24 protein-coding genes, 3 tRNA genes and 1 other RNA gene are annotated in these 24,794 nt (G+C 63.2%); 9 read left to right on the forward strand and 19 right to left on the reverse strand.

What is annotated here, in order from left to right:
• Position 1: 1 nt before the first annotated feature.
• The gene (locus MHX52_RS04915; RefSeq protein ID WP_239316881.1) at positions 2–1,339 is read right to left on the reverse strand and encodes a glutamine synthetase family protein; all 1,338 of its coding nucleotides are present in this window, start codon (positions 1,337–1,339) and stop codon (positions 2–4) included.
• 133 nt (positions 1,340–1,472) lie between these two features.
• Here MHX52_RS04915 and panB point away from each other — a divergent pair, with 133 nt between their 5' ends.
• Complete coding sequence (gene panB / locus MHX52_RS04920) at positions 1,473–2,333, forward strand: 3-methyl-2-oxobutanoate hydroxymethyltransferase (RefSeq protein WP_239316883.1); 861 nt, start codon at positions 1,473–1,475, stop codon at positions 2,331–2,333.
• A 329-nt stretch (positions 2,334–2,662) separates the two neighbouring features.
• Here panB and MHX52_RS04925 read toward each other — a convergent pair whose 3' ends face one another.
• From MHX52_RS04925 to MHX52_RS04965, 9 genes are all read right to left on the reverse strand, one after another.
• Entirely contained in the window at positions 2,663–3,355 is a 693-nt protein-coding gene (locus tag MHX52_RS04925) for a hypothetical protein (RefSeq protein WP_239316885.1), read from the reverse strand.
• 100 nt (positions 3,356–3,455) lie between these two features.
• On the reverse strand, positions 3,456–3,809 hold the full coding sequence (locus MHX52_RS04930; RefSeq protein ID WP_239316887.1) for a DUF202 domain-containing protein: 354 nt from the start codon (positions 3,807–3,809) through the stop codon (positions 3,456–3,458).
• Positions 3,810–3,845: 36 nt separating this feature from the next.
• Entirely contained in the window at positions 3,846–4,295 is a 450-nt protein-coding gene (locus MHX52_RS04935) for a YidH family protein (RefSeq protein ID WP_049050402.1), read from the reverse strand.
• Positions 4,285–4,473, reverse strand: coding sequence for an SPOR domain-containing protein (locus MHX52_RS04940; protein WP_011273294.1), 189 nt, complete (start codon positions 4,471–4,473; stop codon positions 4,285–4,287). The genes MHX52_RS04935 and MHX52_RS04940 overlap by 11 nt, the downstream gene beginning before the upstream one ends.
• A 38-nt stretch (positions 4,474–4,511) precedes the next feature.
• Positions 4,512–6,053 (reverse strand): RNB domain-containing ribonuclease, encoded by a 1,542-nt coding sequence (locus tag MHX52_RS04945; RefSeq protein WP_239316889.1) that lies wholly within the window; start codon positions 6,051–6,053, stop codon positions 4,512–4,514.
• 75 nt (positions 6,054–6,128) lie between these two features.
• Positions 6,129–6,593, reverse strand: an RNA gene (rnpB, locus tag MHX52_RS04950) — RNase P RNA component class A.
• Positions 6,594–6,606: 13 nt separating this feature from the next.
• Positions 6,607–7,986, reverse strand: coding sequence for a bifunctional RNase H/acid phosphatase (locus tag MHX52_RS04955; RefSeq protein ID WP_239316891.1), 1,380 nt, complete (start codon positions 7,984–7,986; stop codon positions 6,607–6,609).
• 36 nt (positions 7,987–8,022) lie between these two features.
• Entirely contained in the window at positions 8,023–8,769 is a 747-nt protein-coding gene (locus MHX52_RS04960) for a C4-type zinc ribbon domain-containing protein (protein ID WP_035006193.1), read from the reverse strand.
• Positions 8,770–8,782: 13 nt separating this feature from the next.
• Positions 8,783–9,925 carry a Nif3-like dinuclear metal center hexameric protein gene (locus tag MHX52_RS04965; RefSeq protein ID WP_239316893.1) on the reverse strand — a complete coding sequence of 381 codons (1,143 nt, stop codon included), beginning with the start codon at positions 9,923–9,925 and terminating at the stop codon, positions 8,783–8,785.
• A 111-nt stretch (positions 9,926–10,036) separates the two neighbouring features.
• Between MHX52_RS04965 and MHX52_RS04970 the strand changes: the two genes are divergently transcribed.
• Positions 10,037–10,753 (forward strand): HAD hydrolase-like protein, encoded by a 717-nt coding sequence (locus MHX52_RS04970; RefSeq protein WP_035006198.1) that lies wholly within the window; start codon positions 10,037–10,039, stop codon positions 10,751–10,753.
• A 77-nt stretch (positions 10,754–10,830) separates the two neighbouring features.
• A complete protein-coding gene (locus MHX52_RS04975; RefSeq protein ID WP_239316895.1) occupies positions 10,831–11,349 on the forward strand; it encodes a low molecular weight protein-tyrosine-phosphatase in 519 nt (172 codons plus the stop codon).
• A 687-nt stretch (positions 11,350–12,036) separates the two neighbouring features.
• Here the strand turns inward: MHX52_RS04975 and MHX52_RS04980 are convergent.
• From MHX52_RS04980 to MHX52_RS04990, 3 genes are all read right to left on the reverse strand, one after another.
• A complete protein-coding gene (locus tag MHX52_RS04980) occupies positions 12,037–13,134 on the reverse strand; it encodes an SURF1 family protein (RefSeq protein WP_239316896.1) in 1,098 nt (365 codons plus the stop codon).
• A 116-nt stretch (positions 13,135–13,250) separates the two neighbouring features.
• Positions 13,251–13,326, reverse strand: a tRNA-Val gene (locus tag MHX52_RS04985).
• 179 nt (positions 13,327–13,505) lie between these two features.
• Complete coding sequence (locus MHX52_RS04990) at positions 13,506–14,000, reverse strand: DUF3052 domain-containing protein (RefSeq protein WP_239316897.1); 495 nt, start codon at positions 13,998–14,000, stop codon at positions 13,506–13,508.
• 247 nt (positions 14,001–14,247) lie between these two features.
• On the opposite strand from MHX52_RS04990, the gene aceE reads away from it, so the two are divergent.
• Complete coding sequence (gene aceE, locus MHX52_RS04995) at positions 14,248–17,004, forward strand: pyruvate dehydrogenase (acetyl-transferring), homodimeric type (RefSeq protein WP_239316898.1); 2,757 nt, start codon at positions 14,248–14,250, stop codon at positions 17,002–17,004.
• Positions 17,005–17,044: 40 nt separating this feature from the next.
• Here aceE and MHX52_RS05000 read toward each other — a convergent pair whose 3' ends face one another.
• On the reverse strand, positions 17,045–18,031 hold the full coding sequence (locus MHX52_RS05000; protein ID WP_239316900.1) for an alpha/beta fold hydrolase: 987 nt from the start codon (positions 18,029–18,031) through the stop codon (positions 17,045–17,047).
• A 141-nt stretch (positions 18,032–18,172) separates the two neighbouring features.
• On the opposite strand from MHX52_RS05000, the gene MHX52_RS05005 reads away from it, so the two are divergent.
• Both MHX52_RS05005 and MHX52_RS05010 read left to right on the forward strand, forming a co-directional pair.
• The gene (locus tag MHX52_RS05005; RefSeq protein WP_049049031.1) at positions 18,173–18,535 is read left to right on the forward strand and encodes an acyl carrier protein; all 363 of its coding nucleotides are present in this window, start codon (positions 18,173–18,175) and stop codon (positions 18,533–18,535) included.
• A complete protein-coding gene (locus MHX52_RS05010; RefSeq protein WP_049049033.1) occupies positions 18,532–19,401 on the forward strand; it encodes a serine hydrolase domain-containing protein in 870 nt (289 codons plus the stop codon). The genes MHX52_RS05005 and MHX52_RS05010 overlap by 4 nt, the downstream gene beginning before the upstream one ends.
• Positions 19,402–19,451: 50 nt before the next feature.
• Here MHX52_RS05010 and MHX52_RS05015 read toward each other — a convergent pair whose 3' ends face one another.
• The 4 genes from MHX52_RS05015 to MHX52_RS05030 are packed head-to-tail and all read right to left on the reverse strand — an operon-like array spanning position 19,452 to position 22,737.
• Positions 19,452–20,390, reverse strand: coding sequence for an amino acid ABC transporter permease (locus MHX52_RS05015; protein WP_239316902.1), 939 nt, complete (start codon positions 20,388–20,390; stop codon positions 19,452–19,454).
• Positions 20,390–21,076 carry an amino acid ABC transporter permease gene (locus tag MHX52_RS05020; protein ID WP_049049036.1) on the reverse strand — a complete coding sequence of 229 codons (687 nt, stop codon included), beginning with the start codon at positions 21,074–21,076 and terminating at the stop codon, positions 20,390–20,392. Before MHX52_RS05020 ends, MHX52_RS05015 begins: the two co-directional genes overlap by 1 nt.
• 16 nt (positions 21,077–21,092) lie before the next feature.
• A complete protein-coding gene (locus tag MHX52_RS05025; protein ID WP_049049038.1) occupies positions 21,093–21,989 on the reverse strand; it encodes a glutamate ABC transporter substrate-binding protein in 897 nt (298 codons plus the stop codon).
• A 19-nt stretch (positions 21,990–22,008) separates the two neighbouring features.
• A complete protein-coding gene (locus MHX52_RS05030) occupies positions 22,009–22,737 on the reverse strand; it encodes an amino acid ABC transporter ATP-binding protein (RefSeq protein ID WP_035006226.1) in 729 nt (242 codons plus the stop codon).
• Positions 22,738–22,968: 231 nt separating this feature from the next.
• Between MHX52_RS05030 and MHX52_RS05035 the strand changes: the two genes are divergently transcribed.
• Positions 22,969–23,646 carry a nitroreductase gene (locus MHX52_RS05035; RefSeq protein WP_239316904.1) on the forward strand — a complete coding sequence of 226 codons (678 nt, stop codon included), beginning with the start codon at positions 22,969–22,971 and terminating at the stop codon, positions 23,644–23,646.
• Positions 23,647–23,971: 325 nt separating this feature from the next.
• On the opposite strand, the gene MHX52_RS05040 is transcribed toward MHX52_RS05035, so the two are convergent.
• Positions 23,972–24,045 (reverse strand) — tRNA-Ile (locus MHX52_RS05040).
• A gap of 234 nt (positions 24,046–24,279) precedes the next feature.
• Between MHX52_RS05040 and MHX52_RS05045 the strand changes: the two genes are divergently transcribed.
• Both MHX52_RS05045 and MHX52_RS05050 read left to right on the forward strand, forming a co-directional pair.
• Positions 24,280–24,352: transfer RNA gene (locus MHX52_RS05045), tRNA-Asn, on the forward strand.
• A 210-nt stretch (positions 24,353–24,562) separates the two neighbouring features.
• Positions 24,563–24,763: a hypothetical protein gene (locus MHX52_RS05050; protein ID WP_239316906.1), complete on the forward strand. Its 201-nt coding sequence runs from the start codon at positions 24,563–24,565 to the stop codon at positions 24,761–24,763.
• Positions 24,764–24,794 lie beyond the last annotated feature (31 nt).

Genomic DNA, 24,794 nt, shown 5'->3' on the forward strand with positions numbered 1-24,794 from the left:
ACTAGAAGGACAGGTTGTTCCGCAGCTCCCACGGCGTGATCTGCGACTGGTACTCGTACCACTCGCGCCACTTGTTTCGTAGGAAGAACTCAAACACGTGCTCGCCGAGGGCATCGGCAACCAGCTCGGAACGCTCCATCTCCCGCAGGGCGCTGTTCAGGTCCGAGGGCAGATCCTTGTAACCTGCGGCAATGCGCTCGCGGCGGGTCATACGGGAGACATCCTCCTCCGCCGGATTAGGCAGCTCGTAGCCCTCCTCAATGCCCTTCAAACCTGCGGCCAGTAGCACCGAATAAGCCAGGTAGGGGTTGCAGGCGCTATCCGGGGAGCGGACCTCCACGCGGCGGGAGGCCGCCTTGTTCTGCGTGTACATCGGCAGACGCACCATCGCCGAGCGGTTCGACGCACCCCACGCCGCCGCACGCGGAGCCTCATCGCCGGAGGTAATGCGCTTGTAGGAGTTCACCCACTGGTTCGTCACCGCCGTGATCTCCGGGGCGTGCTCCAAGATGCCCGCGATGAAGGACTTCGCAGTACCCGACAGGCGCAGCTCGTCATCCGGGTCGTGGAAAGCATTGCTCTCCCCCTCGAACAGGGACATGTGGGTGTGCATCGCGGAACCCGCGTGCTCGCGGAAAGGCTTAGGCATGAATGTCGCGGCCACCCCATTGCGGCGGGCTACCTGCTTAATCAGGTAGCGGAAGGTCATCACGTTATCCGCCATCGTCAGGGCGTCGGCGTAGCGCAGGTCGATCTCCTGCTGCCCCGGCGCGTTCTCGTGGTGCGAGAACTCCACGGAAATGCCCATGTGCTCCAACGCGCTGATCGCGTGGGCGCGGAAAGCCGGAGCGTCGTCGGTGACCGCCTGGTCGAAGTAGCCGCCGTTATCCGTCGGCACCGGTGGATAACCCTCAGTCTCCAGCTCCTTAACCAGGAAGAACTCGATCTCCGGGTGCACATAGCAGCTGAATCCCTGGTCCGCCGCGGCTTTCATCTGGCGGCGCAGCACCTGTCGCGGGTCCGCCCACGAAGGGGTGCCATCCGGCATCGCAATGTCACAGAACATGCGCGCCGACAAAGCTCCATCATCTGACTTAAACGGGAAGATCTGGAACGTCGACGGGTCCGGCTGCGCGATCGTGTCCGACTCCGCGATGCGGGAAAACCCCTCAATCGCCGACCCGTCGAAGCCGATGCCCTCCTGGAAAGCCCCCTCTAACTCCGCTGGCACCACCGCCACGGACTTGAGGTACCCCTGGATATCCGTGAACCAAAGGCGAACGAAGCGGATGTCGCGTTCTTCCAGCGTGCGCAGAACATATTCCTGTTGGCGATTCATATCCCCCATTGTAGAAGTTCCCTGCCCGGCCGCGCCCCCGTTTGCGCTAGGCTGCGCCCCCGTTCGCGCCCGCCCGCGCCCCCGTTTGCACTAGTCGGCGGTTTAGCGGTTGGGGCTAGGGGCGTCACCTAGAATGAACAGCATGACTGCAACATCTGGAACATCCGGCTCCACCCCCAACGGCTACCTGGTCCCCACCAAGAAGGTGCGCATCGCCGACCTGAAGGCGCGCAAGGGAACGGGCGAGCCGTTCGCGATGCTGACCGCCTACGACTACTCCACCGCCGTCGCGTTCGCCGAGGCGGGCGTGGAGATCATGCTGGTCGGCGATTCTGCCGCGAATGTGGTGTTTGGCTACGACGCCACCCAGCGCATCAGCATGGACGAGATGGTCTATCTGACAGCCGCCGTCGTCCGCGGTGCCGGCAATGCCGCCGTGGTCGCTGACCTGCCCTTCGGCACCTATGAGGCCTCGGATGAGCAGGCCGTGAAGGCCGCCACCGAGATGCTGCATCGCACGGGCGCGCACGCGGTGAAGATCGAAGGCGGGGTGCGGATAGCGGATCGCATTCGCGCTATTACTGACGCCGGCATCTCCGTGTGCGCGCACATCGGCTTTACTCCGCAGTCCGTCAACCAGCTGGGCGGTTTCAAGGTGCAGGGCCGCGGGGCTGGCGCAGAGCAGCTGCTGGCCGACGCCCGCGCCGTGCAAGAAGCCGGTGCCGACATGGTTGTTCTGGAGATGGTGCCCGCGGACGTGGCTGCTTCCGTGACTAAGGAGCTGGACATCCCGACGATTGGCATTGGCGCAGGTCCGGACTGCGATGGGCAGGTTCTGGTGTGGCACGACATGGCTGCGTTCCCGGCCGGTGGGCACCGTCCGCGCTTCGCTAAGCAGTGGGCTTCGGTGGGTGCGGACCTGACTGCCGCCGCGGCTGCCTACAAGCGGGAGGTTGCTGAGGGCGAGTTCCCGGCTGAGGAGCACTGCTTCTAGGCCTGCTGGATTGGGCTGGCTCCCTGCTGCCCGCCCTGGCTCCCTGCTGCCCGCCCCTCCTTCCACCGCGCCACACCAGCCCCACGGTTCACTCTGACCCCTTCCGGGCGGGCTGGCACCCCTTCCCAAAACGCTAAATGTCGTTAAAGTGGGAATTCGTCTTCCCGAAAAAATTTTTCCAGAAACTAAAACTGCCGTGACCTGCAGTTTTACAGTAATCACAATCGTTGCCAATAACGTTTTACCACTTTAACGACATTTAGCGCGCCAGCCACCTCCAGTCACCACACCCAGGCACCACGCCCACGCCAGCCCCACGCCTGCCACCACTAGCTTCGCTCAGAAATGTAAACTGAAAGCCGAACCGGCACGCCGCCGCCAGGCGAGTTTTCCAAGTCCATCCCCTTCCTTTCTCGAATAGATTCTGGCCTCTCCCCAAAATGAAAATGGGGATTTAAACTAAACTCTTTCCCTCCCTTGACAGCATGAACACCGGAATCCACATAGCCGCCGCAGAAGATTGACTTCTCATACTCGTCATCCCCCTGATCCCTACATCCCACAAGGTCATACTGCATTAACTCTGGGTCACTAGACAAAGCGTCTAGAACCTCTCGATGGTACTTCTCCAAAAAAGTCTTTTTGGTGTGATCCACTCTCACGGTGTTTATTGGGGAATCTTCCGTCACCATTGGAACTGCCCTCCCGTTACCGTATTTATCCAGGGTGTAGATCCTGGAAGATATTTCACCCGGGAACAGCACTAATTTGAAGGACAACGGAACAGAAATCAGGTATATCGAAAAGGACAGAGCAAAGAAAACTGCCCACATACGGGATTTTCTGCCGGGATTCTTTTTTCTCCAAATCGATCTGGAAATCAAAATGATGATTGCCACCCAGGCCATAATGCCGGACAGAACTGTAAAGAGGATCAACCCGTGAAAGATGAGATCTAAAACATTAGCCCCTGGGGCAACATCAGAGACGTCAAAAGTCCGATAGAAAACATCTACGTCCACACGCTTATTGCCCCTTTATTACGCCTGCACATAGTGACCTGCCTTGAACTGCGCGTTTGATCAACACTTAGGACAGTACAACAACGCTGGGCAGTTGGGGTTAGATGGCGTCCAGAATAACGAAGATGGCGGCGACCAATCCGCAGATCAAGACTGCCGCAGTCACCGCGACGACCGAGCCGACGTTCGCGGTGAGGCGTTCGGCGCGCAGACCGGCGCTAAAGCGCAGGTAGCGGCGCCTTTGGGTCAGCAGAATGAGCGCCGCGAGCAGCACTAAAACTCCCGCGGCGGGCAGGACGATCACGCCGTAGCGGCCGATCCACCGGAACAGCATCGCGCTGACGACCAACAACGCCAGCAAGGTGCGCTGCCACGACAGGCTGGTGCGCTCCGGTTGAAGTCCCAGGTCAGAGTGCGGGCGCTCGGGCACCCCACGCGCACTCTGGCGTGGCACCTCCCGCGCAGCCCCACGCACCTCCCGGCGCGTCACTTACAGCTCCATCCCAAAGTCGCCGAAGATCACAAATCCCAGCACGACCGCGCAAGCCACCACGGCCACGCCCGCCAGGAAGGGCACGATCGCGGGCACCGGCAGAGCCTTCCCGGTCCGCATGGCACGCTCCACGCGCAGCCACCGCACCGCCGCCCCCAGGCCGATGAGCATGCCGACGATCAGCACCAGCACAGCCGCGGCGCTCCACAGGTGCTCGGGCACGTTCGGCGAGCGGAATGCCTCCAGCGCCACCCCGCCAGCCAGAAACGCCAGGCTAGTGCGGATCCACGCCAGGAAGGTACGTTCATTCGCCAGGGTAAACCGCGGGTCCGGCTCCTTCCCCTCCGGCAGCAGGGTACGCGCCAGCCACGAGCGCTCCGCCTCGCCGTCTACGCGACCGCTTACGCCGCCCGCACTGCCCGCGCTCCCGGAGTCCTTAGTCGTCATCTTCCGCGTCGTACTCCTCGGCCTCCTTGGTGCGCTGCTGCGCGGTCTCGATGGCAGCCTCGGCCTCCTCGCGCGAGTCGTATGGCCCCATGCGGCTATCCCACGCGCTGTCCTTGCCCTGGCTCACCTGGCCGGTCTTCGTGTCGTAGTACCACTTCTGCGCATCATTTTCGCTCATAAAGTCATGTGTACCACACGCGCCGGACAGCCCCCTGCCTAATCGGCCGGCCAGGCGAAACGTACCTTTCGCGCTGCGGGTTCGGCTTCGATCAGGGTTACTTTAACTGTTGACGCCTCGTCTGGGCCGCCCACACAAGTCGTCAAGATGGGCGGCTCCTCGACTAGGATTTTCGCCTTGTCTCCGCCGTCGCTGTTGAGCACCGTCGCATTGAAATTCTGGCCCACCCACGGTTGCAGGACGACCGCCTCGGTGAGTTTCATGCAGGCGCGGTCGACGGCGCTGGCCGTCTGGCTACTGGATTTCATGGTGCCGAGAACCTGGTCGACGTTGGCCGTCACCCACTCCGGGATGGGCTGAGAGCTGGCGATCGCCAGGCAGATTTCCGTGGCGAAGCGGTCCACCAGTCGGCGCAGGGGCGCGGTGACGTGCGCGTAGTGGCCGCCGATGCCGGCGTGGATGCTGGGCTCTACGGCAGCAACCTCGCCCGCGCCGCCTGCGTCAGCGGGTTCAGGCTCGGCAGCCTCGGCACCCCCGCCAGCCAGGCCGAACTGCTGATACCCCGCCCCGCGCAGAAGACTCTGCGCGTCGCGCATGAGTGCCATGCCGCGCGGCGTGGAGGCGTCAATATCAGCGAGCAATTCCCCGATCGGGCGGCCGGAGCGATCGAACCCCAAGGCGTGCGCGGAGTGGTCGAAGGCGGCGATCTCCTTGTCCCCGGCGGGTGGCAGGGTGCGCAGGATGCCCACGCCCGCGCGCACCATCATCTCGCCGGCGCACATGCCGGCCAGTAGGGACAGCTCGGAGTTGAAGTCGTTCATCTCCTGGCGCTCGTCGATGCCCAGCAGGTAGCGCTCGGTGCCGTCCTCGGACTGGGTGCGCTCCACGGAGATCGAGGGCAAACGCAGGTTGATAGCCTTACGCCGCAGGTCAGAGCGCTGGCGCGCCCGGCCAACCTCCGGCAGCTGGGCGATGGCGGGGTGCAACGTGCCGCCGTGCATGTCCGCCTCCACCTCGGTGTAGTCGAAGCGCTTCACGGAGCGGATCAGCGCGCGGTACACGGTGAAATCCGCGACCTCGCCGTCGTCGCGCAGCAGAATATCCCACACCACGGCGGGGCGGGTCTGGTCGGGCAGCAGCGAGGCACTGCCCTCCGAAAGCTCCGCAGGGTGCAGGCGGGTCGGCTCGTCCGGCAGGTACATCGTCTGGCCGCGTTGCAGGGATTCCGCCATCAGCGGCCCGGCCGGATCCACGAAAGCGCCAACGTCCGCGATGGCGTACAGCACGCGCCACCGGGCGGCGCCTTCGCCAGCTCCGTCAGTCGCATCGCCAGCATCGTCCGCACCCGCGCCAGCACCAGCCGTGCCCGGCGCGTCCTGGATGTTCACCGCCTGATCCAGGTCCATCGAACCCGCCGGGTCGATCGTCACGAACGGAATATCCCGCAGGTCGCGGCGCTGATCGGCGTGCCGGTCGGTGGCCTGCAGTGCGTCGGCGTGGACGTCCTCCGGGAAGCGTTCCGGCAGTTGGAACTCCTCGGCGATGGCGCGGAAGTTCAGCTCGGCGGCGAAAAGTTTCATGCCTTCAAGAGTGGCACAACCGCCCCGCCCCGGCCACGTATCTAGCCACGCCGGAAACCCCCAGAAAAAATTTTTGCGCCGAGACGACCTATGAGCCGGATTCTGTCCTATCCTCCGCCCACTCCGCAGCACCGCGAGGGCACGCGAAGAAGGCGTGGGACGAGGCGATCATCCATCTGAGCCCACCATTGCTGGTGGCTTCAAGCGGCCTACCTGCTCATTGTTGGGCGGGCAGCCCTAGAGCTACGCCGCACGCTTGTGCACCATCTGGGATGGCGCGCGTGCGGGCACCTTGACCTTGCTCCCGGTGGGGTTTACCTAGCCACCCCAGTCGCCTGGGGTGCTGGTGCGCTCTTACCGCACCTTTTCACCCTTACCCGCGCGTGGCGGGCGGTTTGTTTTCTGTGGCACTGTTCCCGCGGGTCGCCCCGGGTTGCTGTTAGCAACCACCGTTGCCCTGTGGAGTCCGGACTTTCCTCCGCGCCCGGCCTGCCCCGTGTGCAGGGTGGTTCCGCGCGCCGCGATCGCCCGGCCGTCTCGACAAGGCTTAACTTTAGCGCACGGTTTCTCCATCGAGGAAGTGCGTATCGTTGACCCTTCGCACCACGGCGCTGTCCTTGTTGCTGCCCTTATTATTGACGCCCACTTCTCCCCCGGAACCTTCTGAACCATCCGGGAAGATTTCGATGACGCTCAAGCCTGCCAGGTCCAGGTGCAGCGTGCGGTACAGTGCGCCGCTTGCGCAGAGGGCGTGGCGCAGAATGGATTTGATGGGAGTGACGTGGCTGACCAGCACGACGTCCTCGCCTGGGTGGTTGCGAGCCACGTCGCGGAGGAAGGGGCGCACGCGCGCGAGCACGTCATCGGGGCTTTCGCCTCCGCTGGGGGCGGCGGCGCTGTCCCAGAAGCAGGCGTCATGCTCGAGGGGGAATTCGTCCATGACCTCGGCGAAGGTGCGACCTTCCCAATCTCCGAAGTTCATCTCGATCAGGGCCTCGGTCACGTGGACGCGCGGCTTGGCGGCGCCAGGGCCACCGGCGCTGCTGGAACCGCCGACCGCTGCGGCCTCCGCGAGTGCCTCGGCCACGGCCTCCGCGGTCTGGCGGGTGCGCTTCAGTGGGGAGCTGTAGATCGCCACCGGGCCAGCGCTGCTTCCCGCACTAGCGTTGCCACCAGCACCGCCAGACAACTGACCGGCCACGTAGGCGGCGGCCCGGCGGGCCTGCTCACGCCCGTGGGAGGTCAGCTCCGGGTCGGAGAGTCCAGAGAACTGCTTCTGCACGCTCATCACCGTCTGCCCGTGCCGCAGCACCCACAGGCGGGTCGGGTTCCCGCCGGGGTGCCACTCCGGCGCGCTCGCGGCATCGGTCACGGCCTCCGCGCCCGCGCTCTCATTGCCCGCAGCGCCCGAAGCCCCCGCAGCACCCGCAGACCCCGGCGCGGCATCCCCGCCGGCCTCGGCTGAACTGGCGGCGGGTTGGAACGAGAGGGCGTCATCAAACCAACGACCCCCAACCCCATCATCCATAGCGCGATTGGCCAGTTCGTCGGCGCGCTTATTCTGCGCGCGCGGCACCCAGTTGTAGGTAACGGCGGCGAGGGTCGCCTCGAGTTCCTTCACCCGCGCGGCCAGGGGCTTCATGTCAGGGTGCTTGATCTTCCAGCGGCCGCTCATCTGCTCGACGACGAGTTTGGAATCCATGCGCACCTGGATCTCCAGATCCGCGGCGGCGACCCCACGCATTTTCGCCACCTCAATGGCCAGCTCCAGGGCGTTGATGAGCCCCTGGTACTCCGCCACATTATTCGTAGCCTTGGCAATGAACTCCCAGCGTGCGGCTACTTCCTGGTCACCCTCCAGGACCGAACTGCCGCAGCCGGCGATGCCCGGGTTACCGCGGGATCCTCCGTCGCATTCCACGTCTAAGCGCATCACTCATCACCCTCGTCTTGTCGTCTTCAGGCCACTCTATCGCAGCAGCAGGACATTACATTCAGGGCATCGCGGCACTTCCCCGCTGCCGTCTGCGGCCAGCTCGTCGATCTCCCTCAGCGACAGCGGGTCCAGCTCCATGAAGCACGCCTGGCACGTCCGCCCCTTCAACGGCGCGGCACCCACCCCGTGCTCGGCGAGCTGCTGGTCGTAGGCGTTCAGCAGCTCCGCGTTCGTGTCTTCCAGTGCCGTCCGGCGCTGGGTCAGCCGGGCCTTGATGGCGGAAATGTCGGCCTCCAGGGCGTTGGTCGCGCGGTCCAGGTTGGTCTGTGCTGCGGCGATGTCCTCGTCGATCTGCGCATGCGTCTGGTCGTCGGCTTCGTCGGCGGCGGAGTTGGCCCCGCTGAACATCGACTGCACCTTCACGGAGCGTTCCAGCCGCCCCTCCAGGTCCTTCAGCCGGTCGCGGGTGCTGCGCAGGTCGTGCTTCAGGTCGCGCCGCCGCTCCGGGTCGGTCTGCGAGTTCAGCCCCGCCACGTTCGCCCGCTCGCGCTCCTTGAGCTTCGCCACGTCCTGGCGCAGGCGCATCAGGGTCGCCTGGTCGCTTCTGACCTGCGCGTTGTTCAGCACCTGCTGGCGGCGTTCCTCGCGCTTCTGAGCCTGCAGCTCCTCCAGCTTCGCCTGCTCCGGCAGCGAGTCCAGCCGCGCTTGCGCGATGCCCAGCTCCTCCTGGTCGCGCGCTAGGTCTGCCAGATTCTTTCGGTCGTCGGTCGTCCAACGCATCGCTGTTACCCTCCTACTTTTCGTGCACTGTCCACGGATCGGTGCGCACGTTGATCACGGTGGTCTGTGCTTTCGTTGCCTTCTTAATGACGCCTTCCGCCTGGAAACACCACGGAAACTCACTAGCCCAGTGGGCGGTATCGATGACCGCGCATCCGCCCATGCGCAGGTGCTCATCCACCGGGTGGTGGCGCAGGTCGGAGGTGACGAAGCAGTCCACGTCCATCTTTGCGACCTGACCGAGGAAGCTGTCGCCGGCGCCGCTGGCGACGGCGACGGTGCGGATCATGGCATCGGGGTCCCCGGCTGCACGCACGCCCCATTCGGTGGCGGGCAGGCGCTCGGCCACGCGGGCGGTGAACTCCCGCAGGGTCATTGGAGTATCCAGCTCGCCGACGCGCCCGATGCCCAGCTGCTGGTCGGCGGGCGTGGGCAGGGAGGTTTCCACGCAGTCGTAGGCCGGCTCCTCATAAGGATGGGCCTTGATGAGGGCTGAACGGATGGCTTCCCGCTTCGCGGCGGGGGCTACGAACTCGATGCGGACTTCCTCGACCGTCTCGACCTCCCCGACCGCGCCGAGGTGCGGATTCGCGCCCTCCGTGGGCAGGAATTGGCCGGTGACGGAGAACTCGAAACAGGCCTGCTCATAGTCACCCTGCGCGCCACCGCCTGCGGAGAAGATGGCGGATTTCACCGTGGGGGCGTCATTAAGAGGGACGGTGAAGCCCCACTTGTCGGTGCCGGAAGGAATCGGACGCAGAGGTGCACCCGGGGTGACGCCGAGGAGTTCAGCTAGGCGATCGTTCACGCCGGGGCGGGCGGAATCCGCGTTCGTGTGCGCGGCGAATAGGGCGATGCCATTGCGGATCAGCTTGTGGACGATGCGGCCCTTCGGGGAGTTGGCGGGCACGCCGGTGACGCCGCGGAGCAGCAGCGGGTGGTGAACCACGAGCATCTGGGCGCCCTGGGCGATGGCGGCATCCACGACGGCGTCGGTGCAGTCCAGGGCGAAGGCGACCTTGTCCGCGGGCTCGGCGGGGTCGCCACAGATCAGGCCTACCGCGTCCCAGGATTCCGCGAGGTGGGGCGGGTAGGCGGCCTCCAGGGCGGCGACGACGTCGGCGACGATGGTTTGGTTCTTAGATGGCTCGGGCACGGATTCTCCTGGGGTACTGCTATGTGCTGCTGCAAGGTGCTGCCAGCCCAGCTGCTCGCTCGGCTGGCTGCATGCTCCACCCAGCCTAGCCAGATCTGACACACTGGAGGAGTGCGAGATTTACCAATTCTGCTTGTAGACGTAGACGGAACGCTGATGGATAGCTACCCCGGCATCCGCGCCAGCTTTGTAAACGCCCTGGAGGCACACGGGGTGCCGGTGCCTCCCGAGGAGCGCGTGCGCGAGATCCCCGGCCCGCCGATGGTGGAGACCCTGCGGGACATTGGCCTGGAAGGCGAGCTGCTGCAGAAGGTCTTCGACACGTACCTTTCGGACCAGGAAAACGGGCGCTGGAAGGAAGCCACCCCGTTCCCTGGCATGCGCGACCTGCTGGAAAAGTGGTCCAGCGAGGGCATTATTCTATCCACGGCGACGTCGAAGTCCGAGGTGTCGGCGGAGCGGATCCTGCGCGAACACGACATGCTGAAGTACTTCGCGGTACTCGGCGCGGCCCAGGAGGATGGCACCCGCCGGTCCAAGGCTGCCGTGATTGAGTATGCACTGGAGCAGCTGAAAGAGGCTCCCGAGGTGCGGGAATTCCTGGCTCACATGAGCGCCGAGGAAGGCCTGCAGGCCCTCGACCCGACGAAGATGTTGCTGATCGGCGACCGCATCCACGACGTGGAGGGCGCCGCACAGTCCGGCATCCCCACGGTGCTGGTTGGCTGGGGCTACGGTTCCGAGGAAGAGCACGCCAAGGCCGCCTACAGTGTGGACACGCTCGAGGAGCTAGACGCGCTGGTGCAGCGCTGGGCAAACGAGGGCTAGCCGGGCTGCGCTGCCAGCGCTGCACCAGCGCAATGCAGTCCCGAACCGCAAGTCCTTGAATAACTGAAAGGAACTCAATGCACATCACTGTCGTATGCACGGGCAACATCTGCCGCTCCCCGATGGGCGAGGTGATTCTGCGCGCCGGCCTCGAGGAAGCCGGCATCGCCACCAGCCACTCCCCGGCCACTGATGCTGCCGACGCGCCCGCTTCCGCCGACGCACCCGTGACCCTGAACTCCTGCGGACTCGGCGGCTGGCACATCGGCGACGGCGCTGATGGTCGGGCGGTGGATGAGTTGGCGTCATTGGGCTACGACGGCACGGCGCACCGCGCGGCACAGCTCGGACCTGCGCATTTGGGCGCCGACCTCTTCCTGGCCATGGACGACGGGCACGTGCGCGGGTTGCGCAGCGCGGGTGTTGCCCCGGAGCGCATTCGGTTGTTCCGTAGCTTTGACGCCAACTCCCCCGCCGGTGCCGAAGTCGCCGACCCTTACTATGGCCACCGGTCGGACTTTGCCGAGGTCGGGCAGCAGATTGAGGCCGCCGTGCCGGGGATCGTGGAGTACGTGCGGGAGCAGCTGGGGCGTTAGTCCCGCGGACGCGGGCGCCGGGATAGCTGGGGCCGGAGGCCTTTCCGCCGCTTACTGCTCGGCAGAGTTGCAGAACAGCGTCTGCGCAGACCTCAAAACGCCACCGCTGGCACCTAAATGTCGGAAAAGTTGCAAAACATCGGGCCCGCAAGGCCTCCAGACGCCACCGCTGGCACCTAAATGTCGGAAAAGTTGCAAAACGTTATTGCAGTCAATTTTCACTAACGCATACCTGCAGGTCAGAGCATTTTGTTTGCGCGCCGACCGATTGCTGATTTTCCGTTTTGCAACTTTTCCGACATTTAGCCCTTCCCGCCCCACCGATTGCCGCCGAGGTCGGGCATTCTCAACCGCTCCACATAGTCAAATGCCAACGGACCGAGCCCTCAGAGCTGCTTCAGACAGCCAAATGTCGCCGGGGCGGGCATATTCAGCCACGTTAGATGGGCAAATGTCGCTAGAACGAGAAAACGTTGATGCCAACTATTTTCATCTACACAAACCCGCAGGTCAGAGAGTTTTGAAAAATCTTGGTTCTCCGTCGGCGTTGACGTATTCCCGATCTAACGACATTCGCGGACGGTAGCCCTCTCGCATTCCCGATCTAACGACATTCCTCAGTCCGGGGGACCAGCATTCCGCGAGCCGACCCAACATCCCTCCGGCCGGGGCGGCAGTTTGAGGGAACTAGAAGCGCTCCCTGCCGCGCTTTTCCGCGCGGCGTTCCTCGAAGCGGGAGCGGGTGCCTCCATAGCGGTCGGTGAGGTCGGAACGCTTCCGAGACTTCGGCTTCTCGGCGCCACTGGGCTCTGACTTTTTGGAGTCGGCCGGCTTGGGTTTAGCAGCAACGTCGCCTGCAGCTTCAGCGACACCGGAACGCGCGCCAGCAGCTGAACCGTCACCACCATCACCAGCACCTTCACCGCCATCACCGGCTCCCCCACCGGCACCGTCGGTGATCTGGGCGTTTAGGCGGGCAACCTCGGCGCTTTCCTCGCGCTCACGCCGGCGCTCGCGCATCTCCGCATACACAAACCAGCCCAGGCCGACCGGCGCCAGAATGCCGAACGCAATCCACTGAATTCCATAGGACAAGTTCGTGCCACCATCCAAGTGCGGCAAAGGCAGCGCCTGCAGGTCTGGAGCATCGCCACCGGCCATGCCGTTCAGGCGGTCGACGCTCTCCGAATCTAGCTGCACATAATCCGCCGCCAGATCCTCGTCCGTCGCCTCGGAAATCTGCTTCGTCGACATGCCCGTGACCTGCGTAAATCCCTGAGATTCCGTCGGCTCCGCATCCGGCACACCCTCGCTCATGCGGATGAACCCGGTCACCTTCACCTCACCATTCGGCGCAGATTTCAGCCGAGGCGCAGCCCCGTCCCCCTCCACGGCGACCCACCCGCGATGCACCAACACGGTCTGCCCACCGTCGAGCCGAAAGGGCGTCAACGATTGATAAGAGTGGGCCGATTCCACCGGACGGTTGCGCAGCAGCACCTCTTTGTCCGGCAGGAATTGGCCCTGTAGTGCGACTCTGGTCCATTCTTTTTCGACGCCCACTGATTCCCCGTCGCCTGGGATCACATCGGTGATCGGGGCGGGGTCGGTTTGCAGGGATTGTTCGAGGCGCTGGTTGAAGGCGTTTTTGTCCTTGTTCTTCCCCAGCTGCCAGGGGGCTAGGAAGCTGAATGCGGCGTAGGTGAAGGCGAGGACCAGGATGGCGGTGATGACCCATCCGGGTGTGAGGAAGTTTCGCCAGCCGCTGCGCTTCGAGGATGCCATGTGCTCCATTATTGCCACGACCAGCGGGGGCGGCCAAATAGGCGGAGCAGGGGCGGGCGGAGTGGAAAGCGAAAACAGCCCCGCGGCCGAAGTGGCTACGAGGCTGAAAAAAATTTTGGTGCGCCCTGACGGGTTCGAACCGCCGACCTGCTGGGTGTAAACCAGCTGCTCTTCCAGCTGAGCTAAAGGCGCGTGCTGTTTGAAGCGTTTATGACTCTAGCACGTCGACCCGCAAAACAACGAAACCGCAGGTGGCGCGGGGCGCGCGGCAAGCAGCCAGGCGCGAGCAGTGCTAGGAGTGCGGCAAGCGGCAACGCGGCGCCAGCAGCGCCGCGCGGCAAGCGGTGGCGGAGACAGTGCCGTGGGTGAAACTAGCGCTTGGTGCCGGAGGAAACCAGGCAGGCGCCCTGCCAGTCGCCCAGGCGCTCCGACTTGGTCTGCACCAGGCCCGCCAGCTGGGCGGACTCGGCGATCACGCCCGGCTCCACGCGGCCGGCGTCCAGCTTCGCGGGGGTCAGCAGCCAGATGCGGCCGTCCTCCCCCAGGCTGCGGGTTGCATCGACGAGGCCGTCGACCAAGTCGCCGTCCTCGTCGCGCCACCACAGGAGTACGACGTCAACCACTTCGTCAGTGTCGATATCCAACAGGGCATCGCCGATAGCGTCTTCCAGGGCTTCGCTGATGCTGTCGTCGCAGTCTTCGTCCCAACCGATCTCCTGGATCAGGCTGTCGGATTCGACATTGAGCAGGTCCGCCCAATCGTGTCCATTCTGAGACTGCGCGCGCTGTGCGCCCTTCGCGCCATTGCCTTGTGCACCGCCAGCGGAGCCTGCAGAGCCCGAAGCCGTACCGGGGGCCATTGCCACTGTTATTTCGTACCTTTCTAAGAAAACCAGCCCGTCGCCTAACCGCCAGCACGTAGTGGCCGTATCACAACCGCTACACGCCCCTGCGGTTATCGCAGCTGGTGTGGTTAAAAATCTTCATTTTTGAACCTAACATAGTCAGGCTTCCAACGGAGGTTTTATAACGCGACTTTGACGTACTGTGGAAACCACAAGGGGCCTAGACCACAGGCGCCCCACAACCCGCGGATCTTAGGAGGACGAACCAATGTCCACTTCGGCAGAAGAGAACAACAGCGCATACGATGCCAGCAACTTTGCTTTGATCCGAGACGGAGTGGCCTCCTACCTGGCCGATTCCGACCCGGAGGAAACCCAGGAGTGGATGGATTCCCTCGACGGGCTGCTGGAATCCGCGGGCCCGGATCGCGGCCGCTACCTGATGCTGCGCCTGCTGGAGCGCGCCACCGCCAAGCGCGTCCCTCTGCCGCCCCTGCTGTCCACTGATTACGTGAACACCATCCCCACCACCCAGGAACCCGACTTCCCGGGTGACGAGGAGATCGAGAAGCGCTACCGCCGCTGGATCCGCTGGAACGCGGCCATCATGGTCCACCGCGCCCAGCGCCCAGGTATCGGGGTGGGTGGCCACATCTCCACCTACGCCTCCGCGGCCCCGCTCTACGAGGTCGGCCTGAACCACTTCTTCCGCGGCAAGGATCACCCAGGCGGCGGCGACCAGATCTTCTTCCAGGGCCACGCCTCCCCCGGCATGTACGCCCGCGCTTTCCTGGAAGGCCGCCTTTCCGAAGAAGACCTGGATGCCTTCCGCCAGGAGGCCTCCAAGCCGGACCACGGCCTGCCCTCCTACCCGCACCCGCACGGCATGCCAGAGTTCTGGGAGTTCCCGACCGTTTCCATGGGCTTGGGCCCCATGGATGCCATCTACCAGGCGCGCTTCAACCGCTACCTGCACGACCGTGGCATCAAGGACACGTCCCAGCAGCACGTCTGGGCGTTCCTCGGCGATGGCGAGATGGACGAGCCGGAGTCCCGCGGCCTGATCCAAACCGCCGCGCTGAACAACCTGGATAACCTGACCTTCGTCATCAACTGCAACCTGCAGCGCCTGGACGGGCCGGTGCGTGGTAACACGAAGATCATCCAGGAGCTGGAGAGCTTCTTCCGCGGCGCCGGCTGGAACGTCATCAAGGTCGTCTGGGGCCGCGAGTGGGACGAGTTGTTCGCCCGCGACGAAGAGGGCGCCCTGGTCCACGCGATGAACACCACCCCGGACGGCGACTTCCAGACGTTCAAGGCCAACGATGGCGCCTACGTCCGCGAGTACTTCTTCAACAAGGATCCGCGCACCGCCAAGTTGGTGGAGGACATGACGGACGAGGAGATCTGGCACCTGCGCCGCGGCGGTCACGACTATCGCAAGATCTACGCTGCCTACAAGCGCGCCCTGGAGACCAAGGATCAGCCGACTGTCATCCTGGCCCACACCATTAAGGGCTACGGCCTGGGCCACAACTTCGAGGGCCGCAACGCGACCCACCAGATGAAGAAGCTCGCCCTAGAGGATCTGAAGATCCTGCGCGATAAGCAGGACATCCCATTCTCCGACGAGGAGCTGGAGAAGGACCCGTACCTGCCGCCATACTTCCACCCCGGCGAGGATGCGGAAGAAATCCAGTACATGCTGAACCGCCGCAAGGAGCTCGGCGGCTTCCTGCCGGAGCGCCGCGAGAAGTTCACGCCGCTGAAGATGCCCGATCTTTCCATCGCGAAGCTGGCCCGCAAGGGCTCCGGCAAGCAGGAGGTCGCCACCACGATGGCGCTGGTCCGCGTCTTCAAGGACCTGATGCGCGACGACGAGCTGAAGAAGCGCATCGTGCCGATCGTCCCGGATGAGGCGCGTACTTTCGGCATGGATTCCTGGTTCCCGACGCTGAAGATCTACAACCCGCACGGCCAGAATTACACGCCGGTGGATCACGACCTGATGCTCTCCTACCGGGAGGCCACCGACGGCCACATTCTGCACGAGGGCATCTCGGAGGCCGGCTCTATGGCTTCCTTCATCGCCGCTGGCACCAGCTACGCCACCCACGGCGAGGTCATGATCCCGCTGTACATCTTCTACTCGATGTTCGGCTTCCAGCGCGTGGGCGACGAGATCTGGGCAGCCGCAGACCAGATGTCTCGCGGATTCCTGATCGGAGCCACCGCGGGCCGTACCACGCTGACAGGCGAGGGCTTGCAGCATATGGACGGCAACTCCCCCGTGTTGGCGTCCACAAACCCTGCTGTGGTGACCTACGACCCGGCGTTTGCCTACGAGATCGCCCACATCGTGCACCGTGGCATCGAGCGCATGTACGGCGAGAACAGCAACGATGGTCGCGGCGAGGACGTGATCTACTACCTCACCGCATACAACGAGCCGATCCACCAGCCGGCGGAGCCGAAGAACCTCGATGTGGAGGGGCTGCACAAGGGTATTTACCTTTATGACGCCGCCTCGGACTCAGCGGAGTTGCAGGCCAATATTCTGGCCTCTGGCGTGGCCATGACGGCAGCGTTGAAGGCAAAGGAGCTGCTGAAGGAGTTCGACGTAGACGCGAACGTGTTCTCTGTGACCAGCTGGAACGAGCTGGCCCGCGATGGCCAGGCCGTGGAGCTGGAGCAGCTGCGCGACCCGGCTGCGGAGCCCCGCACGGCATTTATTACCCAGCAGCTGGAGGCAGCGGAGGGTCCGTTCGTGGCGGTGAGCGACTACGCCACCACCGTGGCCGAGCAGGTGCGCAAGTGGGTGCCGGGCGAGTATGTGGTGCTGGGTGCCGATGGCTTTGGTTTTGCGGATACTCGCGAGGCGGCGCGCCGGTACTTCAACGTGGATGCGGAGTCCATCGTGGTGGGCGTGCTGCTGGGACTGGCGCGCGAGGGCAAGATCGAGCGCTCCGTGGCTGCGGAGGCCGCCGAGCGCTTCAAGATCGACGATCCGACTGCAGCCAACTAGCGACGAGCTGGCGGCAAGCTAGCTGCTGCCAAGCAGCCAACTAGCCCAGTAGGTTCAGTAGCGCCCGGGTGACGTCCTCCGGGCGCTCGACAGGCAGCATGTGCCCGGATTCCGGGTACTCGTGGAAATCGGCACGCGGCCAAAGGTCATGGATGCGTTCGCTCTGGCTGGGCGGGGTGACGTCATCCATCGCTCCGACCAGGATCTCACCGGGAATGTCCGCCAATAGCTCGGCGGCGGCAAGCTCGTCGTGCTCGGTCAGGTCGTCCAGGTAGCCCAGTAGCGTGCGCATGGAAGTCCCGGCGATCTCGTTGGCGTGGAAAGTCAGGACGTCGAAGTTATCGGATTCCCCTTCGTCCAGCGAGCCGTGGTAGATGAATGCGGCGATGACGGGCTTGATAGCCCATTCCACCAGCGACTTTGCCCATTCCAGGCGGCTCGGGCTCTTGGCGCCCAGCCAGCGGGTCGCCCGCACCAGACGGGAATGCAGAATCTGGGACACACCCGCAGAGGCGAAGGTATCGATCGCGCCGTTGATCAGCGCGATGCCACCCACCCGCTGCAGGTCGGCCTTGTCCAGGTGGCGCAGGCCGCCAAGTACGGTCATAGCGCCCATCGAATGACCCGCCAGGATCAGCCTGCCCGTCGGCGCGAGCTCGCGGATGGTCGCGGCCAGGTCGATGGCGGTGCGTTCAATGTCCAGCCCTGGGGCATCCTCGCTGGCTCCGTGACCGCGCAGATCCGGCAGCAGGATGCGTAAGTTCGGCTGCTCGCGCAGTGCGGCCAATTGGAAGAACCAGGAAGCCGCCGTCAGGTTGAAGCCGTGCACGAGAATGAGGGTTGTAGGGGCGGACGAGGGGGCGTCCTCAAAAGAAAAAGAGTAAGAACGCACCTCGTGGACCGCGACCTTAGTGCCGTCGTCCATGGTCAGGCGATGGATCCAGCGTGCGCGCGGCAAGCCCGGTACGGCGGGAGGGTCGCGCAACACGATGCTGGCGAGGTTGCGGACGGCGGTGACGGGACGCATAGGAATGACCTTCGCAAGATTGTTAGGATGAGTGTACAAACGGCCGCGCGATGCGGGATTGCGCTGGAGCTTTAGCCACAAGGCTTTTAGCTTAGCGCCCCGCGTGCAGGCGAATATGGAGTGGCAGGAGAAGGAACGATCATGGCTGAACAAAACAACCAGCTGGCTGCGGCACTGTCGAAGAAGCTGAAGAAGGACGGCGCTGAGGGTGTTGGCACTGGCGCCGAGGGCACGGCGGGCGCGGACAAGAACGGCGCTAGCTCGGCTGGCTCCGGCGAGAAGGACAAGCGCAGCATCGTACTGGACGTCGTGGAGGATGCGACGGGCATCGAGCGCGAGGAGCTGGAGGGCTCCAAGCGCCTGGGCGATGACCTGAACATCGACTCGCTGTCCCTGATGGACATTGCCGTGCGCCTGGAGGAGGAGTTCGGCGTGGAGGTACCGGACGAGGACATCAACCGGGTGAAGACCATCGACGAGCTGGTTGGCCTGGTGGATAAGTGAGCAGCGCGGTAGAGGACGTACTCGCCGAGCTGCAGGACTGGCCCGTCGACAACGTGGCCGCTGCGGCGCTGTGGGGTGGCGAAACCGCCGACGGGGCGGGTACCCAAACCGCCACCTTCGGTGACACGTCCGCGCAGTTCCCCCTGGCCAGCGTGAGCAAGCTGGTCACCGCCTACGCCACCCTGCTGGCAGTCGAGGAGGGCGCCTTCGAGCTGGACCAGCAGGTTCCCGCTAAGCTGCTGCCCGAGTTCGACGACCTGCCGACCGTCCGCGAGCTGCTGGCCCACACCAGCGGAATTGGTTTCCGCGGTCGCTCCCCGGAGAAGCCGCGCGGTGCCCGGCGGATTTATTCCTCGGCGGGCTACGAGGTGCTAGCGGATTTCATCGCCGCGGAGGCCGACATGCCCTTCGCGGACTACGTCGCCGAGGGCGTGTGCGCGCCACTGGGCATCGAGGTGAAGGTCGAGGGCAGCGCGGGGCATGGTTTTTCTGCCTCGGTCGATGCTCTTGCGGTGTTGTCTTCTGAGTTTTTGACGCCCTCAGTCCTGGCTCCCTCTACCTTGAACGAGGCGCTGAAGCCTCAATGGCCGGAGCTTTCCGGAGTGGTGCCGGGCTACGGGATGCAGAAGCCTTGCCCGTGGGGTCTGGGCTTTGAGTTGCACGGCGAGAAGTCGCCGCACTGGTTGGGCGAGGGGATGCCTGAAACGGTGGCGGGGCACTTCGGCCAGTCGGGGACTTTCCTTTGGTTTGACCGAAGTGGGAGCAAGAAAAAAGCCGCCGTCGTTCTTACGGATGAGAACTTCGGCGACTGGGCCAAGCAGCGCTGGGATGGCTTCAACCAGCGCCTATGGGAGGCGCTGGGCTAGCTCCCCCCTGCCCCGCCCTGGCAGCGTTGAGCTAGCCTGGCGCGGCGCGGCTACTCGAAGGTGGTGCGCAGGTCCTCGTGGCCCTCTGCGCGCCAGTCAACGTAGGCGTTGTCCTTGGTTTCGATACCCTGTTCCTTCTGGTGCGGAACCTTGGCCACGATGTTGCGGCGGGCACGGCCGGAACGCAGCTGGACCTCGATGCGCTCGGCCAGCTTCGCCAGGATCATGTTGATCACGATCATGATCACTGCGATCAACAGCAGGGCCGGGATCATCGCGCCGTAGTACTCGCCCAACTGGCGGCCGGAGCGGACGACCTCCACGAAGCCGATCATGTAACCCAGCGCGGAGTCCTTCAGGGCAATGATCATCTGGGAGATGATCGCCGGCAGCATGGCGGCGACGGCCTGCGGCAGCAGGATCAGGTTGATGGACTGGCGGTGGCTCAGGCCCAGTGCAATCGCTGCTTCACGCTGGCCGCGCGGCAGAGACTGGATGCCGGAGCGCAGGGTTTCTGCGATCACGGAGCCGTTGTACATCGTCAGGCCGAAGACCACTGCGGAAAAGCCCAGCCAGCTGGAGGGCACCAGCTGCAGCAGGGAGAACACCGCGTAGGCGAAGAGCATCAGTACCAGCACTGGGATGGAACGGAAGAACTCCACGATGATGCCGCAGATCCAGCGCACGGGTGCGGAGGTGGACAGTCGGCCCACGCCCAGCAGCGCACCGATGGCCATCGCCAAGACGATGGAGACCACAGCCGCGCCGATCGTGGAGATCAGGCCTGGGATGATGTAGGTCGTCCACGTGGTGCCCTCCAGGAAGAAGGACCACTTCTCGGACTCAAACTGCCCCTTTTCGTTGAGCTTCATTGCCACCAGGACAAGGATCACAGCGACCACTACGACGGTGATCGCCGTGAGGATCGAGTTGAGCCTGCGGCCCTTCGGGCCTGGGGCGTCATAAAGAACCGTTGCACGTGTAGTCATTAGCGCTTCACCGCCCATCGCTTACCTGCCCAGCCGAAGAACAACCCGGTAGGCAGCGTCAAAATGATAAATCCGATTGCGATTACGCCGAAGATCACCAGAATGTCGCTGGCGTAGTCCTCCGTGAGGGTCTTCATCAGCAAGGACGCTTCGGCCACACCGATCACCGAGGCGATGGTGGTGTTCTTTGTCAGCGCGATCAGGGTATTGCCCAGTGGCACGATCGCACCGCGCAGGGCCTGCGGGAAGATCACGTACCGGAAGTTCTGGCCGAAGCTAAGCCCCAAGGAGCGGGCGGCCTCGGCCTGGCCGAAGGGCACCGTGTTGATACCGGAGCGCAGGGATTCCGCCACGAAGCAGGAGGTATAGGCCACGAAGGCTAGGACTGCCAGGCGGAAGTTCTGCTTTTCGATGAAGGAATCGTTCTCCACCGCCAGCAGCAGGCCCAGGTTGTAGTACAGGCCCATGGAGGCCAGCAAAATGATCAACGTCAGCGGGGTATTACGAACAATGTTGATGTACCACGCGGACAGGTTACGCAGGATGCCCACAGGGCTCACGCGCATGGCGGTCAGGATAATGCCGAAGATCAGCGACCCGACCGCGGAGAAGAACGTCAACTTGACGGTCACCCAAAATGCTGGAAGCAGTTCGGGCTTCATCTCGGACCATAGTTCGGGGTTCATAGTGCGTTCCTCCTTCCTACTTCTCGTCGACGAACGACAGGTCGCCGATCTTTGGCTTCTCGCCGATATCCACGTTGTCGCCCAGGTTTTTGGCGACGATCTTTTGGAACTCGCCGGAATCGTGCATTTCGTTCAGCGCTTCGTTGACCTCGGCCTTGGCTTTGTCGTCGCCCTTGGGCAGGCCAATGCCGTAGTTTTCGTTGGTCCAGAAGCTGCCGTCATCGTTCTTTAGTTGGATGACGCTGTAGTCTTCGTCGAATCGCTCCTTGTAGCGCTGTGCGAAGCCGGCCAGAATGGTCGCGTCCGTGGTGGTTGCGTCCACCACGCCCTGCTTCAGGCCTTCCGCGCATGCGGCGTAGGTGTCGAACTCCTGCAACTGCACTTCTGGCAGCGCGTCCTTCACCTTCTGTGCCGGGGTGGAGCCGGATACGGAGCACAGGCGGGTGCCCGGCGCGATGTCTTTCAGGCCCTTGATGCCGGAATCCTCGCGGACCAGCAGCGCCTGGTGGGTGACCACGTACGGGCCTGCGAAGTCCACGGCCTTCAGGCGGCCCTTATTGATGGAGTATGTGGCGGTGATCATGTTGACCTCACCGTTGTTGATGAGGGTCTCGCGCTGCGCGGAAGGGGTTTCACGCCATTCGATTTCTGGCGTGGCCCAGCCGTGCTTCTTTGCGATGTATTCCACCACGTAGCGGGAAACGTCGGTATCCAGGCCGGCGAACTGCTTGTCTGGGGTGCGCTCCCCCAGGTTCGGCTGGTCGTACTTGGTGCCCATTACGACGTGGCCGGATTCGATATCCGCCAGCAGGTCGCGGGCACCGCCAGAGCCGCACGCGGTCAGCGCCACCACGCTTGCGGTGGCGACCACTGCAGCGGTGAGGCGCTTGAGTGCGCTTTTGAAAGTAGACATGTGTAACTCGCTTCCCGAACTAGTGGTTCACGATCTTCGCCAGGAAGTCCTTGGCGCGATCGGATTGCGGGTTCGTGAAGAAGGTCTCCGGGTCGGCGTCCTCAACAATGGCGCCTTCGGCCATGAACAGGATTCGATCCGCGACGCGGCGAGCAAAGCTCATCTCGTGGGTGACAACCACCATCGTCATGCCGCCCTTGGCGAGGTCGGTCATGACGTCGAGGACCTCGTTAATCATCTCTGGGTCGAGGGCGGAGGTCGGCTCGTCGAAGAGCATCACCTTCGGGTCCATGGCCAGCGCGCGGGCGATAGCTACGCGCTGCTGCTGGCCGCCGGATAGCTGAGCTGGGTACTTGTCGGCTTGGGCGGCGATGCCCACGCGATCCAGGAGCTTTTCGGCGGTCTTGCGTGCCTCTTCCTTGCTGACCTTGCGGACTTTGGTGGGTGCCAGCGTGACGTTATCCCGGATGGTCATGTGGCTGAAAAGGTTGAACTGCTGGAACACCATGCCCACCTCTGCGCGGAGCTTGGCGAGGTCTTTGCCTTCTTCCGGCAGCAGTTCACCGTCGATGCGGATTTCGCCATCGTCGATGGTCTCTAGGCGGTTGATGGTGCGGCACAGCGTGGACTTGCCGGATCCAGAGGGACCGAGGATCACGACAACCTGGCCTGCCGGTACTTCGAGGTTGATGTCCCGAAGAGCGTGGTACTCGCCGAAGTGCTTGTTCACTCCCTTGAGTTCAATCATTGGTTTGGAAACAGTGGGTTCAGACATGTTCCAAATAATAAGTAACGGAGGTCACTTTTATGAAATGAAAGCAAGGTGACTCACTGCTGTTGCTTGTCGTTGGCTTATTGACTACTTATTGACGCCCTTAGGGTGAACTCCTTAAAGGCGATGGTCGGCCATCCACATGATTGCTTGGAGCAGACACCGGTGACCGGTGTTGGAAGCAGAAAAGAGCGTACGGTGGCGAGCATGAATTTTTCTGAATTTATACGCAACCGCCACTCCCCTCGCGCTTTCCTGCCGGATGAGATCCCGGCAGAGGACATCAAGGAGATTCTGCTGGATGCCCAGTCCGCGCCCTCAAACTCCAACACGCAGCCGTGGAACGTCCACGTGATCGGTGGACAGAAGCTGAAGGACTTGAGTGCCGCACTCATCGAGGAGTTCGATACCAACGGGCTGAACCCCGACTTCACTGTGGACTACGGCGAGGGAGTACACCCGCAGCGCTCTAAGGAGCTGGCGGCGAAGATGTACGGGCTGTTGGGCATTGCCCGCGAGGATAAGGAGGCGCGTACGGAGTTCGTCCGCGAGAACCTGCGTTTCTTCGGCGCCCCGTACTCTGCGCTGATGTTCATCCCACCGATGGGCGACCGTATTCGGGCGGCGTTCGACCAGGGGACGTACGCGGAGAACTTCCTGCTCTCCCTGACTGCCCACGGCTACCACGGAGTACCCCAGGGCATGATCTCCCTGCTGGCGCCGACGGTGCGCGAGTTCCTGGGCGTGGATGAGGAGTACAAGCTTGTTACCGCGCTGACGTTCGGCCAGGCGGATGAATCCAGTCCGGTGTACAAGACCGCTCCGGGCCGCGTTGCGCTCTCCGAGACGGTGACGGTGCACGGGATTGAGGGGTTGGGGCTGTAGGGCCAACAGATCTGCGGCTAAGCTCCAGTATTTGATCAGAGCCGAAACTCTGTTGAGGCTCCCTTAAACCACTGGGACTTCCTGTCGCAGAAACTCCAGCTGCTCCTCAATAATCTCCGAGAACAACGGCTCCACGTACGGGTCGAAGTGGCCACCTCCGCGAATGTGAACCATGGCGGGCCGAACCTTCCCAGCTGCTTTGAGGGCGACATTTGTTGGAGTGACGGCGTCATTAGACATCATCTGGAAAAGCGCCAGACAGGAAGCATTCCAGTCAGACGGCGAACAGAGCACCCCTTCCTACATGCCCTTTCCCGTATTCTTGTGGGGCCAGCGGGGCTCGAACCCGCGACCAGCGGATTATGAGTCCGCGGCTCTAACCGACTGAGCTATAGCCCCCAGCAAAGCCAAACCACTCCAACCGAGCGGCTTGCTCACAAAAGATTCAACCACACCGCCCGGCACGGGCTCTCATATACCCCGCTTTCGACGTATCCAACCCCGACCGCACTCCTATCTATCCCCAGAAATACACCCCTGAACAGCCGATTTGTCTGTTTACACCATTGCCATATAGAGTATGATCTCGTTGCACAGGGCAAGGGAATCAACCCCCGAGCTCACACAACTTAATCCCCTATAGCTCAGTTGGCAGAGCATTCGACTGTTAATCGAAAGGTCACTGGTTCGAGCCCAGTTGGGGGAGCAACTTACAAGCCCCGATCGGCTGCACTACGCAGAAGATCGGGGTTTGCCGCGTTGGAGCGGAAGCGCTATAACCTTCAAAACCTCGCCACGTAATCGAACTAATACTCGGTTATGTGCTGACTTGTCTTGTCGTTGCCTTACACTCACACCTGTTCTCAACCACCACAAGCATTCACCAAGCGAGCTCAGAAGGGTAAGGTAATGAACCATGACGACCACGAACCCCAGCAAACGCCGGGCGTTCCTGACGGGAGTGGGCAGCATCCTCGATCTACAGGGCGCCGCGACGTACCGCCGCATGCAAAGCCTAATGCCACCTCCAGCGCCGAAGACTTCACTCAACGCAGCATTGGTACGAGCATCAGCTCTGAGCAACTCCGAAACGACCCAGTTCTCCTCACCGCAGTAATCGCAGTCCTAGTCCTTTGTGGCTACTTAGC

Origin of the sequence: Corynebacterium sp. ACRQJ, from assembly GCF_022346045.1 — a bacterium.
Taxonomy (GTDB): Bacteria; Actinomycetota; Actinomycetes; order Mycobacteriales; family Mycobacteriaceae; genus Corynebacterium; species Corynebacterium evansiae.

Coding starts and splice junctions, on each gene's coding strand:
- MHX52_RS04915 (WP_239316881.1), bottom strand. CDS start 1,339: ATGAATCGCCAACAGGAATATGTTCTGCGCACGCTGGAAGAACGCGAC.
- panB (WP_239316883.1), top strand. CDS start 1,473: ATGAACAGCATGACTGCAACATCTGGAACATCCGGCTCCACCCCCAAC.
- MHX52_RS04935 (WP_049050402.1), bottom strand. CDS start 4,295: ATGACGACTAAGGACTCCGGGAGCGCGGGCAGTGCGGGCGGCGTAAGC.
- MHX52_RS04940 (WP_011273294.1), bottom strand. CDS start 4,473: ATGAGCGAAAATGATGCGCAGAAGTGGTACTACGACACGAAGACCGGC.
- MHX52_RS04945 (WP_239316889.1), bottom strand. CDS start 6,053: ATGAAACTTTTCGCCGCCGAGCTGAACTTCCGCGCCATCGCCGAGGAG.
- MHX52_RS04955 (WP_239316891.1), bottom strand. CDS start 7,986: ATGCGCTTAGACGTGGAATGCGACGGAGGATCCCGCGGTAACCCGGGC.
- MHX52_RS04960 (WP_035006193.1), bottom strand. CDS start 8,769: ATGCGTTGGACGACCGACGACCGAAAGAATCTGGCAGACCTAGCGCGC.
- MHX52_RS04975 (WP_239316895.1), top strand. CDS start 10,831: ATGCACATCACTGTCGTATGCACGGGCAACATCTGCCGCTCCCCGATG.
- MHX52_RS04980 (WP_239316896.1), bottom strand. CDS start 13,134: ATGGCATCCTCGAAGCGCAGCGGCTGGCGAAACTTCCTCACACCCGGA.
- aceE (WP_239316898.1), top strand. CDS start 14,248: ATGTCCACTTCGGCAGAAGAGAACAACAGCGCATACGATGCCAGCAAC.
- MHX52_RS05000 (WP_239316900.1), bottom strand. CDS start 18,031: ATGCGTCCCGTCACCGCCGTCCGCAACCTCGCCAGCATCGTGTTGCGC.
- MHX52_RS05005 (WP_049049031.1), top strand. CDS start 18,173: ATGGCTGAACAAAACAACCAGCTGGCTGCGGCACTGTCGAAGAAGCTG.
- MHX52_RS05015 (WP_239316902.1), bottom strand. CDS start 20,390: ATGACTACACGTGCAACGGTTCTTTATGACGCCCCAGGCCCGAAGGGC.
- MHX52_RS05020 (WP_049049036.1), bottom strand. CDS start 21,076: ATGAACCCCGAACTATGGTCCGAGATGAAGCCCGAACTGCTTCCAGCA.
- MHX52_RS05025 (WP_049049038.1), bottom strand. CDS start 21,989: ATGTCTACTTTCAAAAGCGCACTCAAGCGCCTCACCGCTGCAGTGGTC.
- MHX52_RS05030 (WP_035006226.1), bottom strand. CDS start 22,737: ATGATTGAACTCAAGGGAGTGAACAAGCACTTCGGCGAGTACCACGCT.
- MHX52_RS05035 (WP_239316904.1), top strand. CDS start 22,969: ATGAATTTTTCTGAATTTATACGCAACCGCCACTCCCCTCGCGCTTTC.
- MHX52_RS05050 (WP_239316906.1), top strand. CDS start 24,563: ATGACGACCACGAACCCCAGCAAACGCCGGGCGTTCCTGACGGGAGTG.